Source organism: uncultured Enterovirga sp., assembly GCF_964242715.1.
Taxonomy (GTDB): Bacteria; Pseudomonadota; Alphaproteobacteria; order Rhizobiales; family Beijerinckiaceae; genus Enterovirga.
The window spans coordinates 46,329-61,450 of the sequence record NZ_CAXTAZ010000001.1 but is presented as its reverse complement, the minus strand read 5'-3'; the positions used below and the strand labels follow the sequence as shown (position 1 = coordinate 61,450).

At 69.2% G+C, this 15,122-nt stretch carries 15 protein-coding genes; 8 read left to right on the top strand and 7 right to left on the bottom strand.

Features of this window, described 5'->3' with window-relative positions; genetic code table 11:
• Positions 1-42: 42 nt before the first annotated feature.
• Positions 43-858: an alpha/beta fold hydrolase gene (locus ACFE87_RS00295; RefSeq protein ID WP_375457596.1), complete on the top strand. Its 816-nt coding sequence runs from the start codon at positions 43-45 to the stop codon at positions 856-858.
• Here the strand turns inward: ACFE87_RS00295 and ACFE87_RS00290 are convergent.
• From ACFE87_RS00290 to ACFE87_RS00275, 4 genes are all read right to left on the bottom strand, one after another.
• The gene (locus ACFE87_RS00290) at positions 837-1,112 is read right to left on the bottom strand and encodes a DUF1150 family protein (RefSeq protein WP_375457595.1); all 276 of its coding nucleotides are present in this window, start codon (positions 1,110-1,112) and stop codon (positions 837-839) included. The two genes, ACFE87_RS00295 and ACFE87_RS00290, sit on opposite strands and share 22 nt — an antisense overlap.
• A 28-nt stretch (positions 1,113-1,140) precedes the next feature.
• Entirely contained in the window at positions 1,141-1,569 is a 429-nt protein-coding gene (locus ACFE87_RS00285; RefSeq protein ID WP_375457809.1) for an Hsp20 family protein, read from the bottom strand.
• An 87-nt stretch (positions 1,570-1,656) separates the two neighbouring features.
• Complete coding sequence (locus ACFE87_RS00280; protein ID WP_375457594.1) at positions 1,657-3,342, bottom strand: sensor histidine kinase; 1,686 nt, start codon at positions 3,340-3,342, stop codon at positions 1,657-1,659.
• 205 nt (positions 3,343-3,547) lie between these two features.
• Positions 3,548-4,585, bottom strand: coding sequence for a cysteine synthase A (locus ACFE87_RS00275; protein WP_375457593.1), 1,038 nt, complete (start codon positions 4,583-4,585; stop codon positions 3,548-3,550).
• A 157-nt stretch (positions 4,586-4,742) separates the two neighbouring features.
• Between ACFE87_RS00275 and ACFE87_RS00270 the strand changes: the two genes are divergently transcribed.
• The 3 genes from ACFE87_RS00270 (at position 4,743) to infC (ending at position 6,868) form a co-directional block, all read left to right on the top strand.
• Positions 4,743-5,063: a polyhydroxyalkanoic acid system family protein gene (locus ACFE87_RS00270; RefSeq protein ID WP_375457592.1), complete on the top strand. Its 321-nt coding sequence runs from the start codon at positions 4,743-4,745 to the stop codon at positions 5,061-5,063.
• Between the two features lie 3 nt (positions 5,064-5,066).
• Positions 5,067-6,188, top strand: a complete 1,122-nt coding sequence (locus tag ACFE87_RS00265; RefSeq protein WP_375457591.1) for a malate/lactate/ureidoglycolate dehydrogenase — start codon at positions 5,067-5,069, stop codon at positions 6,186-6,188.
• 158 nt (positions 6,189-6,346) lie between these two features.
• Positions 6,347-6,868 (top strand): translation initiation factor IF-3, encoded by a 522-nt coding sequence (gene infC / locus ACFE87_RS00260; protein WP_375457590.1) that lies wholly within the window; start codon positions 6,347-6,349, stop codon positions 6,866-6,868.
• Between the two features lie 64 nt (positions 6,869-6,932).
• Here the strand turns inward: infC and ACFE87_RS00255 are convergent, their stop codons facing one another.
• On the bottom strand, positions 6,933-7,259 hold the full coding sequence (locus ACFE87_RS00255) for an NIPSNAP family protein (RefSeq protein ID WP_375457589.1): 327 nt from the start codon (positions 7,257-7,259) through the stop codon (positions 6,933-6,935).
• A gap of 141 nt (positions 7,260-7,400) precedes the next feature.
• On the opposite strand from ACFE87_RS00255, the gene ACFE87_RS00250 reads away from it, so the two are divergent.
• Together ACFE87_RS00250 and ACFE87_RS00245 are read left to right on the top strand one after the other, a co-directional pair.
• Positions 7,401-8,567, top strand: a complete 1,167-nt coding sequence (locus tag ACFE87_RS00250; RefSeq protein ID WP_375457588.1) for a 2'-deoxycytidine 5'-triphosphate deaminase — start codon at positions 7,401-7,403, stop codon at positions 8,565-8,567.
• A gap of 100 nt (positions 8,568-8,667) precedes the next feature.
• Entirely contained in the window at positions 8,668-10,497 is a 1,830-nt protein-coding gene (locus ACFE87_RS00245; protein WP_375457587.1) for an ABC transporter ATP-binding protein/permease, read from the top strand.
• A gap of 15 nt (positions 10,498-10,512) precedes the next feature.
• Here the strand turns inward: ACFE87_RS00245 and ACFE87_RS00240 are convergent, their stop codons facing one another.
• Positions 10,513-11,535: a Gfo/Idh/MocA family protein gene (locus ACFE87_RS00240; RefSeq protein ID WP_375457586.1), complete on the bottom strand. Its 1,023-nt coding sequence runs from the start codon at positions 11,533-11,535 to the stop codon at positions 10,513-10,515.
• The gene (locus ACFE87_RS00235; RefSeq protein WP_375457808.1) at positions 11,532-12,500 is read right to left on the bottom strand and encodes a zinc-binding dehydrogenase; all 969 of its coding nucleotides are present in this window, start codon (positions 12,498-12,500) and stop codon (positions 11,532-11,534) included. The genes ACFE87_RS00240 and ACFE87_RS00235 overlap by 4 nt, the downstream gene beginning before the upstream one ends.
• 155 nt (positions 12,501-12,655) lie before the next feature.
• On the opposite strand from ACFE87_RS00235, the gene ACFE87_RS00230 reads away from it, so the two are divergent.
• Both ACFE87_RS00230 and ACFE87_RS00225 read left to right on the top strand, forming a co-directional pair.
• Positions 12,656-13,279 carry a dual specificity protein phosphatase family protein gene (locus ACFE87_RS00230; RefSeq protein ID WP_375457585.1) on the top strand — a complete coding sequence of 208 codons (624 nt, stop codon included), beginning with the start codon at positions 12,656-12,658 and terminating at the stop codon, positions 13,277-13,279.
• Positions 13,279-15,081: a hypothetical protein gene (locus ACFE87_RS00225; RefSeq protein ID WP_375457584.1), complete on the top strand. Its 1,803-nt coding sequence runs from the start codon at positions 13,279-13,281 to the stop codon at positions 15,079-15,081. The genes ACFE87_RS00230 and ACFE87_RS00225 overlap by 1 nt, the downstream gene beginning before the upstream one ends.
• The last annotated feature ends 41 nt before the right edge of the window (positions 15,082-15,122 follow it).

Here is a 15,122-nt window from a genome sequence, read left to right as displayed (position 1 = left end):
GGGGGCTAAACCTCGCCGGTCGGGGTTGAGGTCCGGTTAAGTATGCGGCAGCGGCACGATATCGAGGTCGGCGAAGGCGGGGCCGCGCGCCGCATCGCCGTGCTGGAACGACCTGGCCGCGAGCCGCCGGTCGTGTGGTTCGGCGGCTTTCGTTCGGAAATGGCCGGCACCAAGGCCGATGCGCTGGATGCCTGGGCCGCCGAGTCCGGCCAAGCCTATGTCCGATTCGACTATTCCGGCCACGGCGTCTCGGGCGGCGTGTTTCGGGACGGCACGATCACCCGATGGCTCGAGGACGGATTGGCGGTGCTGGAGCGTTTCGCGCCCGCCCGGCCCATCCTGGTCGGCTCGTCGATGGGTGGTTGGCTCGCGCTCCTCGCCGCGCGCGCTCTCCGGGCGGCCGGGCCGTCGCGGGCGCCGGCCGCGCTCGTGCTTCTCGCGCCGGCGGCGGATTTCACCGAACGGCTGATGTGGGACGGATTTCCGAGCGAGGTCCGGGACCGCATCATGGCGGAAGGCGTCTATGAGCGCCCGTCCCTCTATTCGGACGAGCCCTATCCGATCACGCGCGCCCTGATCGAGGACGGGCGGCAGCATCTGCTGCTCGACGGGCCTGTCGAGACGGGCTGCCCGGTTCACATCATCCAGGGGGTGCAGGACCCCGACGTGCCTTGGGAGCATGCGATGCGGCTGGTCGAGCGCCTTCCGGGGGATGCGGTGCAGCTCACGCTCGTGCGGGACGGCGACCACCGCCTGTCGCGGCCCGAGGACCTCGACAGGCTCGTCCACGTCGTCGCCTCGGCCGTCCGGAACGCGGCTCCCGACGACCCGGCAGGTCAGTTGAGGCTGACCGTCTGAAGGTCATGCGCCCAGGCATTCGCGATCGCTGTGTCGCGCGAATCCGTCAGCAGGATGGGCGAGCCGCTCGCGGAGAGGAGCGCGAAAAGCGCGAGACCCGGCGCGAGTTCGGGGGCCTGCGGGAAGATACGCCGCACCTCGTCGGAGGAGATCGGCTTCACATAGGCGATCTGGCCCTCGCCGAGGGCTGCCAGCGAACGGTCGTCGAAGCCCGCGGCGGCGGAATTGGTGGTGTCCTGGATGAAGTCGGTCACGATGCCCTCCTGTGAGCGGCGGTTTCAGCTAGTCGCGTGAGGCGATGTCGATGCGGCGGGCCACTCGCGCGGCCTCGGGCCGCACGAGGTCGATCGAGAGCAGACCGTTCGACAGGTCCGCTCCCAGGACCTCCATTCCGTCCGCCAGCACGAAGGTTCGCTGGAATTGGCGGGCCGCGATGCCGCGGTGCAGGAAGTGGCGGTCCTTGTCCTCGCTCTGCCGTCCCCGAACGACGAGTTGGTTCTCCTCCAGCATCACGTCGAGCTGGTCGGGCGTGAAACCCGCAACCGCGATCATGATGCGGATCTTCTCGGGCTTCGCCCCGGTGCGGGCGATGCGCTCGATATTATAGGGCGGATAGCCGTCGACGGAACTCTTGGCGACGCGATCGAGGGCCTGCTCGATCTCGTCGAAGCCCAGGAGAAAAGGATGCCCGAAGGGCGACAAACGCGACATCTCGAAGCCCTTCCGGCACTTCGCGGTTCGAAGCCCTGCTGGCACCTCGAACCTCCTTGTCACGATATGGGCGGGCTGTTCGCGCGATCAAGCCTGGACCGGTGCCTGGGGCGACAACACGGCCAGCGTCTTCTCGGGATCGAGCGGAAACCGCACGACGAAGACGGACGAACCCGGCGGCGGCTCTTCGAGCGTGCCGCCGATCTGCTGCACGAGCTTGCGGACGATCGTGAGGCCGAGGCGGCGCTTGCTCGCGCCGCCGCTCTTCATGCCGACGCCGTCATCCCGGATCCGCAGGACGGCGCTGGATTCCCCCCGGCCAACCTCGACCGTGATCCGCCCCGCCCGCCCTTCGGGGAAGGCGTGCTTGAAGGAATTCGTCAGGATTTCGACCGCGATGAAGGCGAGCGGCACGGCCGTGTCGAGGGGCATCCTCATCGCGTTCGCGTCGAGGACATGTTCGATTCCCCGTTCGCCGGCCGCGAACCCTTCGGACAGCTCCTTCAGGAGCTCGTCGAGGTAATCCTTGAAGTCGATCGAGGCGAGATCGGGCGAATTGTAGAGGAGCGTGTGGACCCGGGCCATGGCGCCGATGCGGCGGACCGCGTTCTCGAACGGCTCGCGCTGGTCCGGATGGAGGTCGCGCGATCCGAGCCGGAGCAAGCTCTGCACGATCTGCAGGTTGTTCTTCACGCGGTGATAGATCTCGCGCAGCAGCACTTCGCGCTCGGACGCCGCCTTGCGCTGTTCTCCCAGGGCCTCCTGGGTGGTCGCGAGGAGGCGCGCATCGAGGTCGCCCAGCGCGCGAGAGGCGGCGAGCCGTTCCTCGCTCACCCGGCGCTCCATCACGGTATGGATGATGAACACGGCCAGGATGCCGGCGAGGATAAGGCTCAGCGCGCCCGCGGCCGAGGTAGCCCAGACCGTACGGCTCATCAGCCCGTCGCTCTCGCGCCGGCTGATCGAGGTGATCGACACCCAACCGGTCAGGGGAGAGCGCCGGAATGCGCTCGCGATCGGCTCGCCTTCGCGGGAGGTGGCGTTGATGAGGCCGGATTCCCGCCCCTTGATGGCCTCCTGGAAGGTCGGCATCACCTCTGTCCCGATCGCGTCGAAGCCGTGGGAACGGGCGAGAATGCGGTGCTCGCCGTCGACGACCACCGACAGCAAGGCGCCGTCGCGGGGCTGGCGAAGAACGATGTCCTGGATCTCCTTCGCATTGAAGGTCATCAGGAGAACGAATCTCGTTGCCTCGCGGCGCACCACCGGAACGTAGAGCAGAATGCCGCCGTCCTGGCCCGCCTGAATGGGCCGGGTCTCGATCAAGGGCTTCCCGCCGGCGACGACGTCGCGGAGCCGCGCTTCGGAGGGCTCGTCCCGCGCTTCCGCCCGGGTCGAGACGACGATCCGGCCCGTTGCGGCATCGACCAGGCTCAACGTCGTCCAATGGGGCATGACCGCCGTCATGCGCCCGGCCGTCTCCTCGAAACTCTCCACGCTACCGTCGAGCGTTGGCAGGGCCGATAGCGCCTGCAAGGCGGAGAGCTGCTGCTGCAGATCCGCATCGACCTGCTGGGCGAGAGACGACGCACGGGCGCCTAGAAGTGTCTCGATGTCGCGCTGCCCTTTTCCGAACTCCGCCCGGATCCAGAACCCCGCAAGCAGCATCAAGGGCACGAGCGCCGCGAGTCCGGCTGCCGCGACCAGATAAAGTGTCTGAAGCCGCCGCCGGCTGAGGCCGAGATAGGTGGGGCGCTCGAACAGCGATCTCATCTTCGTCCGACCGAGGCTTGCCCTTCCGGCCGGTTTCCCGGCGCAAGAACGACCGCCGACAGCCGAATTCGCCCTATCCGGCCTAGGGTGCCCGTGCGCCGCGATAGCGAAGTGTTGCGGCACGCACGCACTGAGCGGATCCCGTAAATCACGGAGTGAACTCCCGCTCGGGAGGGCGGTTCCGACTTTGGATGTCGCGGCCGGTCTAGAGCCTAGGCTCCTGTTCGGCATGGGCCTGCCGTGTGTCCAGCCAGGGCGGGATCGGCAGGCCTTTGGAGCCGAGGAAATCCGGGTTGAAGAGCTTCGAGGCGTAGCGGGTACCGGAATCGCACAGGATGGTCACGACGGTCGCGCCCGGTCCGATCTCGCGGGCCAGCCGGATGGCTCCCGCGACATTCACGCCGGACGAGCCGCCGAGACAGAGGCCCTCGTGCCGGAGCAGGTCGAAGACGATCGGCAGGGCTTCCTCGTCCGGGATCTGATAGGCGTCGTCGACGACCAGGCCTTCCAGATTCCGCGTGATGCGGCCTTGCCCGATCCCCTCGGTGATCGAGGAGCCGACCGAACGGAGTTCGCCGGTCTTGTAGTAACTGTAGAGCGCGGCTCCCATCGGGTCCGCGAGCCCGATCCGGATGGTCGGATCGCGCTCGCGAAGCCCCTGGGCCACCCCGGCCAGCGTGCCGCCGGTGCCGACCGCGCAGACGAAGCCGTCGATGCGGCCGCCGGTCTGGTCCCAGATCTCGGGGGCGGTTGTCGCGGCGTGCGCGTCGCGGTTGGCGAGATTGTCGAACTGGTTCGCCCAGATCGCCCCCGCCGGTTCGCTCGTCGCGAGTTCGGCCGCGAGCCGTCCCGAGCGGCGGACGTAATTGCCGGGATCCGCATAGGGCAGGGCCGGCACCTCCACGAGTTCGGCCCCGGCGAGCCGGAGCATCTCCTTCTTCTCGCGGCTTTGCGTCTCCGGGATCACGATCACGGTCCGAAAGCCCATAGCATTACCAACGAGGGCAAGACCGATCCCGGTATTCCCGGCCGTACCCTCGACGATCGTGCCGCCCGGCCTGAGTTCGCCGCGCCGCACGGCGTCACGGACGATGAACAGCGCCGCCCGGTCCTTGACCGATCCGCCGGGATTCATGAACTCGGCCTTCCCGAGGATCGTGCCTCCCGCCAGTTCCGAGGCGCGACGGAGATGGATCAGGGGCGTGCGGCCGATCGCATCGAGGACGCTCGAGCGGATGTCCATGCCAGGCTCCGGCTTCCGCGCCACGACGGGCGCCGGCTCTCCGGATGGCCGATCGCAAACGCTCGCGCAACCGCGCGCCGCCCTTTCACCCGGAGGGTGGCCGGCCTGGGCTCGACGCCGCCTCGCGCCGTGCTATGTGGCAGGCGGAGGAGCGCTCATGTCGAAGCCGTTGGTCGTCGTCATTCCCCATCAGCTCGGGCGCGAAGGTGCTCGCAAGCGGCTGGAGGACGGGGTCGGGACCCTGAAAGCGAAATTCGGCGACAAGGTCGGCTCGATCGACGAGCGCTGGTCCGGCGACCATCTCGACGTGGACGTGAAGGCCATGGGCCAGAGCGTCTCGGGGGGGCTGGATGTCGCCGATGACCATGTCCGGGTCGAGGTGCAGCTTCCCTGGATGCTGGCCATGATCGCCGAGAAGGCGAGAGGCTATATCGAGAAGGAGGGTCAACTCCTCCTCGAGAAGAAGAAGCAGGCGTAGCTCATGGCCGCTCCCGACGATCTGCGCGTCGATCTGCGGCGCCTGCATGGCTTCGTGGCCGCGACCTTCGCGGCCGCCGGCTGCTCGGCCGAGGAGGCCGACGCGATCGCGACGGGGCTCGTGGACGCGAATCTCACGGGCCACGACAGCCACGGCGTGGTGCGGGTGCCGCGCTACCTTCTCTGGCTGAGCGAGGGCGAGGTCGAGGCCGGACGCAACGTCGCGGTCGTGAGCGAGAATGCCGCGATGGCGGTGCTCGACGGGCAATACGGCTTCGGCGCGACAGTCGGTCGGGAGGCGGTCCGCTTCGGGATCGAGAAGGCGCGGGAAACGGGGGTCGCGATCGTGGCACTTCGCCATGCCGGCCATCTCGGTCGCATCGGGCAATGGGCCGAGATGGCGCTCGAGGCAGGCCTTGCCTCCCTGCATATCGTCAACGTCGCGCAATCCCGTCTGGTCGCCCCCTTCGGCGGTGTCGAGAAGCGCTTTTCGACGGCCCCGATCGCCTTCGGTTTCCCGGTCGAGGGCCAGCCGCCGGTGGTGCTGGACTTCGCCACCTCGGCCGTTGCCGAGGGCAAGGTGATGGTGGCGTCCCAGGGCGGCAAGCCGCTTCCGGAGGGCAGCCTGATCACGCCCCAGGGCGCGCTCTCGACGGACCCCGCGACGCTCTACGGTCCGCTTGAAGGGACGAGCCTGCGCGATCACGCCAAGGGGGAGGGTGCGATCCGGGCGATGGGCGAGCACAAGGGGTCGGGACTGGCCCTCATGTGCGAGCTCCTCGGCGGGGTGCTGGCCGGCTCCGGCTGTTCCGGCCCGCCCGGCCCCTACCGCTTCGCGAACGGCATGGTGTCGATCTACATGTCGCCTGCGGCCTTCGGCTCGGATTCCGCGATCGCCGCGGAGGCGCGCGCCTTCATCGACTTCGTCCGGGACACGCGGCCGGCCGAGCCGGGCTCGTCCGTGCTCATACCGGGCGACCCCGAGCGACGCGCCCGGGCCGACCGGACGGAACACGGCATCCCGATCTCGCGGCAGACCTGGGAATCGCTCGTGGAAGCGGGGCGCTCGGTGGGCCTTGCCCGGGACGATCCCCGCATGCTCCCGGACCCTCCGCCCGCCACCTGAGTCCCGCCGTCCGGCTCCTGGCAGTTATTGACTTGGCCGGACGATGTGCCACATGAGGTGCTACGGCCGGCCGCCCCCGATTGAGATAGCCTCCCGAGGTGGGCCGCCCGGCACGCAACGGTAGAGGAGTTTCAACCATTCGCCGACCTATGAGAGCCATGCCGGTCCCGCAAAAGGACGGGCCGCGCGCCAATCGCGACATCCGCGGCGTTCGGGACGTCCAACTGATCGATCAGGAGGGACAGAATCAGGGTGTCGTTCCCTTCGTCGACGCCTTGAAGACGGCAGAAGATGCGGGGCTCGATCTGGTCGAGATCGCCCCGAACTCGGTTCCCCCGGTCTGCAAGCTCCTCGATTACGGCCGCTTCCGCTTCCTCGAACAGAAGAAGCAGGCCGAGGCCCGAAAGAAGCAGAAGACCGTCGAGGTGAAGGAGATCAAGCTCCGACCCGGCATCGACAAGCACGATTACGACGTGAAGATGAAGGCCGTGCAGCGGTTCTTCGAGGAAGGCGACAAGGTCAAGGTGACCCTGCGCTTCCGCGGCCGTGAGATGGCCCACCAGGATCTCGGCCTGCGCCTGCTGGAACGGGTGAAGGTAGAGACGGCAGATATCGCCAAGGTCGAGAGCGAGCCGATGCTGGAAGGCCGCCAGATGATCATGATCCTGGCGCCACGATAGGCGGCTACGCCCCGGTCCAGGCCCTACGCCGCGCCGGCCATGTGGCCGGAGGCCGGTCGGGCCGCTACTTGACCGAGGAGAACCCGGTCGGCGCCAGGAACGAACTTACGATATTGTCGACGATCTGGCCGTCCTTCTCGGTCCCGGCGCGCTTCTCGATCCATTCCGGATCCGACTGGAAGGCGTTCCACTTCTGCTCGCGGTCGGCGAGGGAATCCCAGGCCAGCATATAGGTCAGTTCCTGGTTCGAGGGCCCGACCAGCGTGGTCCAGAAACCGGCCTGCCGGATCCCGTGCCGCTCCCAGATCGCGAGCGTGATCGTCTCGAAGCGCTTCAGGAGCGCCGGCAGGCGCCCGGGCAGGCAGCGATAGACCCTCAATTCATAGACCACGGCGTTCTCTCCAGGTTGTTTTAGGACGCTGGACGGTTAGGCGCTCGGTCCCCCTCCGTCCAGCATCGGCCTGCGAGATAACCTTTCATGAGGTTCGCCCGTGGCTGGAGAAAGTGCTGACCCTCGACTAGCGTCCGGCCGATGAACGACGTGACAGATCTCGGCCGCGCGCGACCGCGCTCCGTTCTCCTCGGGCCGACCGGCCTGATGCCTCGGCAGGACATCCGCGACCTCGTGCGCCGGAATTTCTTGCGCGGCGAGGAGCCGATCCGGGAGAGCCAGTACCAGCCGGCGAGCCTCGACCTCCGGCTCGGCCGGCGGGCCTACCGGGTGCGGGCGAGCTTCCTGCCCGGCCAGGGCGCGACCGTCGAGGACAAGCTGGAGGCCCTGCGCTGGGAGGAGATCGACCTCGCACGGGAGGAAGGCGCGATCTTCGAGCGCGGCTGCGTCTACGTCGTCGAGCTGCTCGAATGGCTGGACTTGCCGGACAGCATCTCGGCGGCCGCGAACCCCAAGAGCTCCACCGGTCGCCTCGACGTCTTCACCCGCCTGATCACCGACCGGAGCGAGGTGTTTGACTCCGTGGAGAGCGGCTACCAGGGTCGCCTCTATGCCGAGGTCTCGCCCCGGACCTTCTCGATCAAGGTCCGCAAGGGCACGCGCCTCAACCAGATCCGCTTCCGCCGCCGCAACTCGCAGCAGGAGGAGCTGTCCGACTTCCGTCTCCCCGACGCGAAGCTGCGGGACCTGCATGCGCAATCGCCGCTCGTCGACGGGCCGCTCTCCGTCAGGAACGGTCTCGTGCTGCGGATCGATCTTGCCGGGGCCGGACCGGGCCGGCCGATCGGCTACCGGGCGCAGCGGCACACGGACGTGATCGACCTCGACCGGGTCGGCGCCTATCGGCCCGAGGATTACTGGGAGCCGATCCCGGCCCGCGAGGACCGCCGGCTCATTCTCGATCCGAACGAATTCTACATCCTGGTCTCGAAGGAGCGCCTCCACATTCCGCCGGCGCTCGCGGCCGAGATGGTGCCGATCGATCCGTCCATGGGCGAGTTCCGGGTCCATTACGCCGGCTTCTTCGATCCGGGCTTCGGCTTCGCCCCGACGGGGCATCCGGGCAGCCGCGCCGTCATGGAGGTCCGCAGCCACGAGGTGCCGTTCAACCTGGAGGACGGCCAGATGGTCTGCCGGCTCGCCTATGAGCGCATGGCGGCGGAGCCGGACGCGCTCTACGGCGCGATCGGAACCTCGAACTACCAGGGCCAGGACCTGAAGCTGTCGAAGCAGTTCCGCGATCCGTGATGACGTCGTCCGCCCCGGACCCTCGCGGCCGGACGTCGGACGTCCTACTTAGGACGGAGTTGTCGGCCCTCCGGTCGCGACCCGAGCTCCGTGAGGATCGATGAGCCCTGTCGACCGCGTGATCGCACACACGGCCGCATCGACCGAAGAGCCATCGCCGTCCCGGACCGCGCGCGCCTTCTTCGACATCTCGTCGGGCTTCTGGAAGGGGCGGACGAAGCGCCGGGCGTGGCTCCTGACCTCGCTCCTGTTCGCGCTGATCATCGTCAATCTCGGCGTGGCGCTGCTGATCAACCGCTGGAACAAGTTCTTCTTCGATTCGCTCGAGCGGAAGGACGTGTCGAATGTCGGGCTCGGCATCCTGATCATCCTGGGGCTCGCGCTCGCCGCCGCGGCCGTCGCGGTCACCATGGTCCATGTCCGGATGCGGCTGCAGCTCGCCTGGCGCAAATGGCTGACGAACAACCTGATCGAGCGCTGGCTCTCGGAGCGGCGTTTCTACCAGCTCACCATCGTGGCGGGGGAGGGCGGCCATCCCGAGTTCCGCATCGCGGACGACGTCCGGCTCGCGGTCGAGCCGCTCGTCGATTTCGCGATCGGACTCACGAACGCCGTCCTGGCGGCAGCCGCCTTCTTCGGAGTGCTCTGGGCGGTCGCCGGCTCGATCACGGTCGGCCCGATCACGATCCCGGGCTACATGGTCTTCGCCTCCATGGCCTATGCGGCGCTGACCTCGACCGGCATGGTGCTGATCGGCAAGCCCCTGATCCAGCGCGTCGAGCAGAAGAACGCCGCCGAGGCGCGGCTCCGCTACGAACTCACCCGCGTCCGGGAATCGGCCGAGAACATCGCGCTGATCGGCGGCGACGACGACGAGCGCGAGCGGCTGACGGAGACCTTCGGGGCCCTTGCCCAGCGCTGGATGTCGGTGATCGCCAAACAGGCGCACATGACCTGGATATCGAATGCGAATTCGGTCCTGGCGCCGGTCGTGCCGCTGCTGCTCGGCGCGCCAAAATACCTTGCCGGCGAGCTCACGCTCGGCGAACTGATGCAGATCGCGACGGCCTTCACCCAGGTCCAGATCGCGCTGAACTGGCTCATCGACAACGCGATCCGGCTCGCCGAGACGCTGGCCTCCGCGCAGCGCGTCGTCGGGCTCACGGACGCGCTCGACGACCTCGACGAGTCGATCGGCCGCTACGGCTCGAGCGACACGGTCGTCCTCGGCTTCAGCCCCGACGACTCGATCCATATCGAGAACCTGTCGCTCACCCAGCAGAACGGCACGGTGATGATCGAGGGCGCCTCGACCACGATCGGACGCGGCGAGAAGGTGCTGGTGAAGGGCGAATCCGGCACCGGCAAATCGACCCTGATCCGTGCGATGGCCGGGCTTTGGCCCTGGGGATCGGGCCGCATCCTGCGGCCGAAACGCTCCTCCGTCGCCTTCATGCCGCAGCGCCCGTACCTGCCGCTCGGCACGCTGCGGCACGCGCTGATCTACCCGGCGCACGACGACGGCCGCGTCTCCGATGACAAGCTGCGCGACGCGCTTCGGGAATGCGGCCTCTCACATCTCGCGGCGCGGCTCGACGACGAGGACCAGTGGGACCAGATCCTGTCGGGCGGCGAGCGCCAGCGCATCGCCTTCGCGCGCCTCCTGATCCATCCGCCCGACATCATCATCATGGACGAAGCGACCTCGGCGCTGGACGAGATGAGCCAGGCCAAGATGATGGGCTTCCTGCGCGACGAACTCGCGGACGCGACCGTCCTCAGCGTCGGTCACCGTCCAGGCCTCGAGCAGTATCACGACCGCGAAATCTTCCTCGTGCGTGAGGACGGGACCGGGCACGCCCATGCCCAAAGTCGCCATTACCGCGGCCTCCGGCAATTCTGGAACCGGTTCCGGCGCGAAGGAGAGTGAGAGCGGTTGCTCCGCCTACCTGGCTTCCGGGGCGGCGGACGTGATCGGCACGCGCCCGTAAATCGCATCGAGCACGAGCGCGCTTTCGAGGAGGCGCTCGGCCGAGCCGTCGAAGCGCGCTCCTTCGGCAAGACGCCGGGCCCAATCCGCCGCGGCCCGGCCGCCCCATTCGTCGGGCGGGTCGGTCAGCGTCTCCCGTGCGGTGCCGCGGAAACGCTCGGCCCGGAAGTCGTAGAAGGAGCCGCCGACATTGCGGAACGAGGCGCCGCCTTCGGTCCCGTGCAGATCGGCCGAGATCACGGCGTCGCAGCCGGCCTGCAGCCGCCACGAACAGGCGATCCGGATGACTGCGCCGCTTTCGAGCTCGAGCGTCGCGACGGCGTAGTCCTCGACAACGTTCGTCCGCGCAGCCAAGGGCTGCCCCCCGGCCAGGAGCGTGCTCGACACGTCGAGGACCCGCGGGAAATCGAGCGCCCACAGTGCGAGGTCGACGAGGTGGATGCCGAGGTCCATTACGCAGCCGCCGCCGGAGAGCGCCGGGTCGTAGAACCACGGCTTGTCCGGCCCGTAGGCGTTGTGGAAGACGAGGTCCGCGGCGAAGACCCGGCCCAGTTCGCCGGCCCGGACGGCGTCGCGGATCAGGTTCATGCCGGTCGTGTAGCGGTAGGACAGGTCGACCGCGAGCAGCCGGTCGGCCCGGCGCGCGGCTTCGACGACGGCCCGCACCTCCGTCGCCGTCCGGCCGAGCGGCTTTTGGCAGAACACCGCGACCTTGCGCTCGAGCGCCCGGATCGATTGCTCCGCATGCATGGCGCTCGGGGTTGCGATGACGATCCCGTCCGGGGCGAGGTCGAGCATCTCGTCGAAGCCGGCCACGATCTCGGCCTTCGGCGCGACCTCGCGGGCGGCCTCGGCCGCCTCCGGCGAGGCATCCGCGATGAAGGCGGCCTCGACCAGGCCGGTGCCGAGCATCGCCTTCATCCGGTGCCGGCCGATCCATCCGACGCCCAGGAAGCCGAGGCGGGGGCGCGCGCTCACGAGAAGGAGACCAGGGCCTTGAGGAAGCCGTCCGGCCGGTCGCGCGTGGCGTCGAGCGCGGCGCCGAGATCGTCCAGCGCGAAGCGGTGGGTATAGAGCGGCGCCGGATCGATCCGGCCGGAGGCGACCGCGTTCACGGCGTCCCGGATGCCTTCGACATAGATCTTGGGATCGCGCTCGTGGGCGTTGATGACGTCGAGCCCGCGCCAGTTCCAGAGCCACATGTTGACCTGCCGCGGCCCGTCCTGGTGGTAGCCGGCGACGATGAGACGGCCGCGCTCGGCGCAGAGTTCGCCGGCGAGGTCGAGCGGCCACGCCTTGCCGACGGCCTCGATCACCCGTTCGCAGAAGCGCCCGTCCGTCAGCTCCTTCACCCGGCCGATGATCTCCCCGTGATCCACCATCGGGATCACCTCGGTGGCGCCCATCCGGCGCGCGAGGTCGAGCGAATAGGGCCGTCGCGAGATCGCGATCACGCGCGCGCCGGCCTCGGTCGCGAGCCGGGTCAGGATGGCGCCGAGGAAGCCGATGCCGAGGATCGCGACCGTCTGCCCGGCCCGGATCTCGGACCTGCGGAAGATGTTCATGGCGCAGCCGAGCGGCTCGCCCGGAAAGGGGCTTTCGGCGAGCGAGGCCGGCAGCGTCACGATCGCCTTGGCGTCGGCCAAGTCGTGCTCGGCATAAGCCTTGTAGGAGAGGGCAGCGACCCGTTCCCCGACCGCCACCGTGTCGACGCCCTCGCCGACCGCGTCGATGACCCCCCAGCCCTCATGCCCGAGTCCGCCCGGCTCGGTCGGGTATGTCATCCACTCGGGCCCGGCCCAGGGCGTCAGGTTCGAGGCGCAGACGCCGCAGCCTTCGAGCCGGATCCGGACCTGTCCCGGTCCGGGCTGCGGGATCGCGACCCGCTCGACCTCGATCCGGCCCGGCCCCGTCAGGATCGCGGCCCGCATCGTCCCGTCCATCTTGGTCCCGCTCACGTCCGCTCCTCGGATCCGGGCCGGTGCCTAGCGAGTGCCGGCGCCGAAGTCACGGCGTCGGCCACCGCTCCCCTTGCGCTGCGGCGCCCGCTGCTGGCATGCCGCGCCGGAACGGGCCGGCTCGGCCGGAGAGAGACCCCATGCCGCGCTCACCATCCGGCGCCTCCCGCGGCCGGCCAATCGTCGCCGAGCCCGTCACCGACGCCGCCCTCGGCTGCGGCTGCCTCGCGGCCGCGGGAGAGTGGCAGCCGAACCTGACCTGGATCACGCCTGACCTCGCCGTCGGCGGCCGCGTTCCGGCCGAGAGGGTGGCGCATCTCGCGGAGACCGGTGGGATCGGTGCCGTCGTCGATCTCCGCAGCGAGGATCGTGACGACAGCGACCATCTCGAGGCGCACGGCATCCGCTTCCTGCACCTGCCGACGGATGACCACGGCGCGCTCCGGCCCACTGACATCGACGCCGGCGCCGCCTTCGCGGCCAGGGCCGCGCGCGATGGCCGCCGGCTCCTTGTCCATTGCGAGCATGGCATCGGCCGCTCCGCCACGCTCGCGCTCTGCATCCTGGTCGAGCGCGGGATGGAGCCGCTCGCGGCCCTCCGCCTCGCCAAGGACCGGCGCGATCTCGTCTCGCCGAGCCCGGCCCAATACGAATGCTGGGTCGCCTGGCTGAAGCGGCACCCGGGATCCGGACCGGACGGCTGGGCATTGCCCGGCTTCGAGGCCTTCAAGACGATCGCCTACCGCCACCTCCTCGCCCGCTGATGCTGGTCTATGGCGATGCGAGGCGCCGGGAGACCGCGGGCGAGATGCTGGACGGCATCCGCCGCTCGCTCCGCGAGGCGGCGTCGCTCGCCGGGATCGACCGCCACGGCCGCCTCGTCGCGGCCCTGATCGAGGCCGGCGAGCTCGCCCAGGGGATCGCAGACCGGATTTTCGCCGAGAATGGCGAGGTGGACGATCCGTCGGAGCCGGCCGACGCCGCCCTCTCGCTCGCTCGGGCCCTGGCCCGGCAGGTCGCCGCGTCGTGGCGATCGGATTTTCGCGAGATCGGCGACGAGGAGGCGACGGACCTCGCGCTGGCCCGCCTGGACCTGCTGGCGCCCCCGGGTCCGCTCGAGATCAAGGTGCCGGAAGGCTTCGCCCATTACGCCGTCTATCCCGAAGCCTTTCTGGAGGCCGTCGGCCGACTGCCCCGGGACGCCCCGGTCTGCGTCGTCGGCATCCGGAGCATCGGCACGACGCTCGCCGCCATGGCCTGCTCCGGCCTGCCGGAGGGGACCCCGGCCTTCACGGTCCGTCCGGTCGGCCATCCCTTCGGGCGCCACGTCGCGGCCTCGCCGGTCCTGCGGGCGGCGCTGTCGCGGCTCTCCGACCACCGTTTCGTGATCGTAGACGAAGGGCCGGGCCTGTCCGGCTCCTCGATCGCGGCGGTCGCGACCCTTCTCGGCGACGTCGGAACCCCAGAGGAGCGGCTCCACATCTTGCCGAGCCATGGCGGCGAGCCGGGACCGGAGGCGAGCAATGCGACGCGCGCCCTCTGGGGCAGGATCGCGCGTGACGTCTTCACCTTGGACGACGTCCTGCTCGGCTCCGGCCGGCACGAGCGCCGGCTCGAACACTGGTGCCGGGACCTCGTCGGCGCCCCGATCGCGCCCTTGCGGGACATCTCCGGTGGGGCGTGGCGCGAGGAGCGATCCGGTTTCGGCCCCGAGCGGCCGCCCTGCCATCCCTGGCAGGAGCGCCGCAAGTTCCTGCTGGAGACCGAAACCGGCACCTGGCTCCTGCGCTTCGCCGGCCTTGGCCGCACCGGCCTTCGCAAGTTCGAGATGGCCCGACAGCTCTTCGAGGGCGGTTTCGTGCCGGAACCGGCCGGCTGGAAACACGGCTTCCTCGTCGAGCGCTGGCACGGTGACGCTCGCGCCCTGGATCGCGGGCAGGATCGCGGGGCCCTGGTGGACCGGCTCGGCGCCTATCTCGCCTTCCGGGCCGACCATTTTCCTTCCGGGCCCGAGAGCGGCGCCTCCGTTCCGGCATTGTTTGCGATGCTGCGCAGCAACGCAGAGGAGGCGCTCGGCGGTCAGGCCGCCATGGCGGCTGACCGATGGGCGCCGGACCTCGACCGGCTCGAGCGACGCCGGCGGCCGGTGGCGACCGACAACCGGCTTCACCTCTGGGAATGGCTGGTGACGGAGCGGGGCCTCCTCAAGGCCGATGCCTTGGACCACCATGTCGGCCATGACCTCGTCGGCGCGCAGGACATGGCCTGGGACGTGGCGGGCGCCACGGTCGAATTTCGGCTGTCCGCGGAGGAAATCGCCGGTCTCGTTGGGACGATCGAAGCGGGCGGGGGCGACATCGTTGATCCCGACCTGCTTCGCTTCATGCAGTCTGCCTACCTCGCCTTCCAGCTTGGCTCCTACACGATGGCCGAGGCGGGCTCGCCCGAGGGACCGGATCGGGAACTGCTCGCCGCAGCCGTCCTCCGCTACCGGGGCCAGCTTCATCTTCATCTTCTTGGTGGGAAATCGCCCGAAAACGGGTCCCTCGCGGGACGCCGCTCTTGATGTGACGGCGCTTTAGGCGTTCTAGGGCCGTCGACGGAAGG

Excerpts from the sequence above, each read along its gene's own strand:
- ACFE87_RS00295 (WP_375457596.1), top strand. The coding sequence starts at position 43 with ATGCGGCAGCGGCACGATATCGAGGTCGGCGAAGGCGGGGCCGCGCGC.
- ACFE87_RS00285 (WP_375457809.1), bottom strand. The coding sequence starts at position 1,569 with ATGTCGCGTTTGTCGCCCTTCGGGCATCCTTTTCTCCTGGGCTTCGAC.
- ACFE87_RS00280 (WP_375457594.1), bottom strand. The coding sequence starts at position 3,342 with ATGAGATCGCTGTTCGAGCGCCCCACCTATCTCGGCCTCAGCCGGCGG.
- ACFE87_RS00275 (WP_375457593.1), bottom strand. The coding sequence starts at position 4,585 with ATGGACATCCGCTCGAGCGTCCTCGATGCGATCGGCCGCACGCCCCTG.
- ACFE87_RS00270 (WP_375457592.1), top strand. The coding sequence starts at position 4,743 with ATGTCGAAGCCGTTGGTCGTCGTCATTCCCCATCAGCTCGGGCGCGAA.
- ACFE87_RS00265 (WP_375457591.1), top strand. The coding sequence starts at position 5,067 with ATGGCCGCTCCCGACGATCTGCGCGTCGATCTGCGGCGCCTGCATGGC.
- infC (WP_375457590.1), top strand. The coding sequence starts at position 6,347 with ATGCCGGTCCCGCAAAAGGACGGGCCGCGCGCCAATCGCGACATCCGC.
- ACFE87_RS00250 (WP_375457588.1), top strand. The coding sequence starts at position 7,401 with ATGAACGACGTGACAGATCTCGGCCGCGCGCGACCGCGCTCCGTTCTC.
- ACFE87_RS00245 (WP_375457587.1), top strand. The coding sequence starts at position 8,668 with ATGAGCCCTGTCGACCGCGTGATCGCACACACGGCCGCATCGACCGAA.
- ACFE87_RS00235 (WP_375457808.1), bottom strand. The coding sequence starts at position 12,500 with ATGGACGGGACGATGCGGGCCGCGATCCTGACGGGGCCGGGCCGGATC.
- ACFE87_RS00230 (WP_375457585.1), top strand. The coding sequence starts at position 12,656 with ATGCCGCGCTCACCATCCGGCGCCTCCCGCGGCCGGCCAATCGTCGCC.
- ACFE87_RS00225 (WP_375457584.1), top strand. The coding sequence starts at position 13,279 with ATGCTGGTCTATGGCGATGCGAGGCGCCGGGAGACCGCGGGCGAGATG.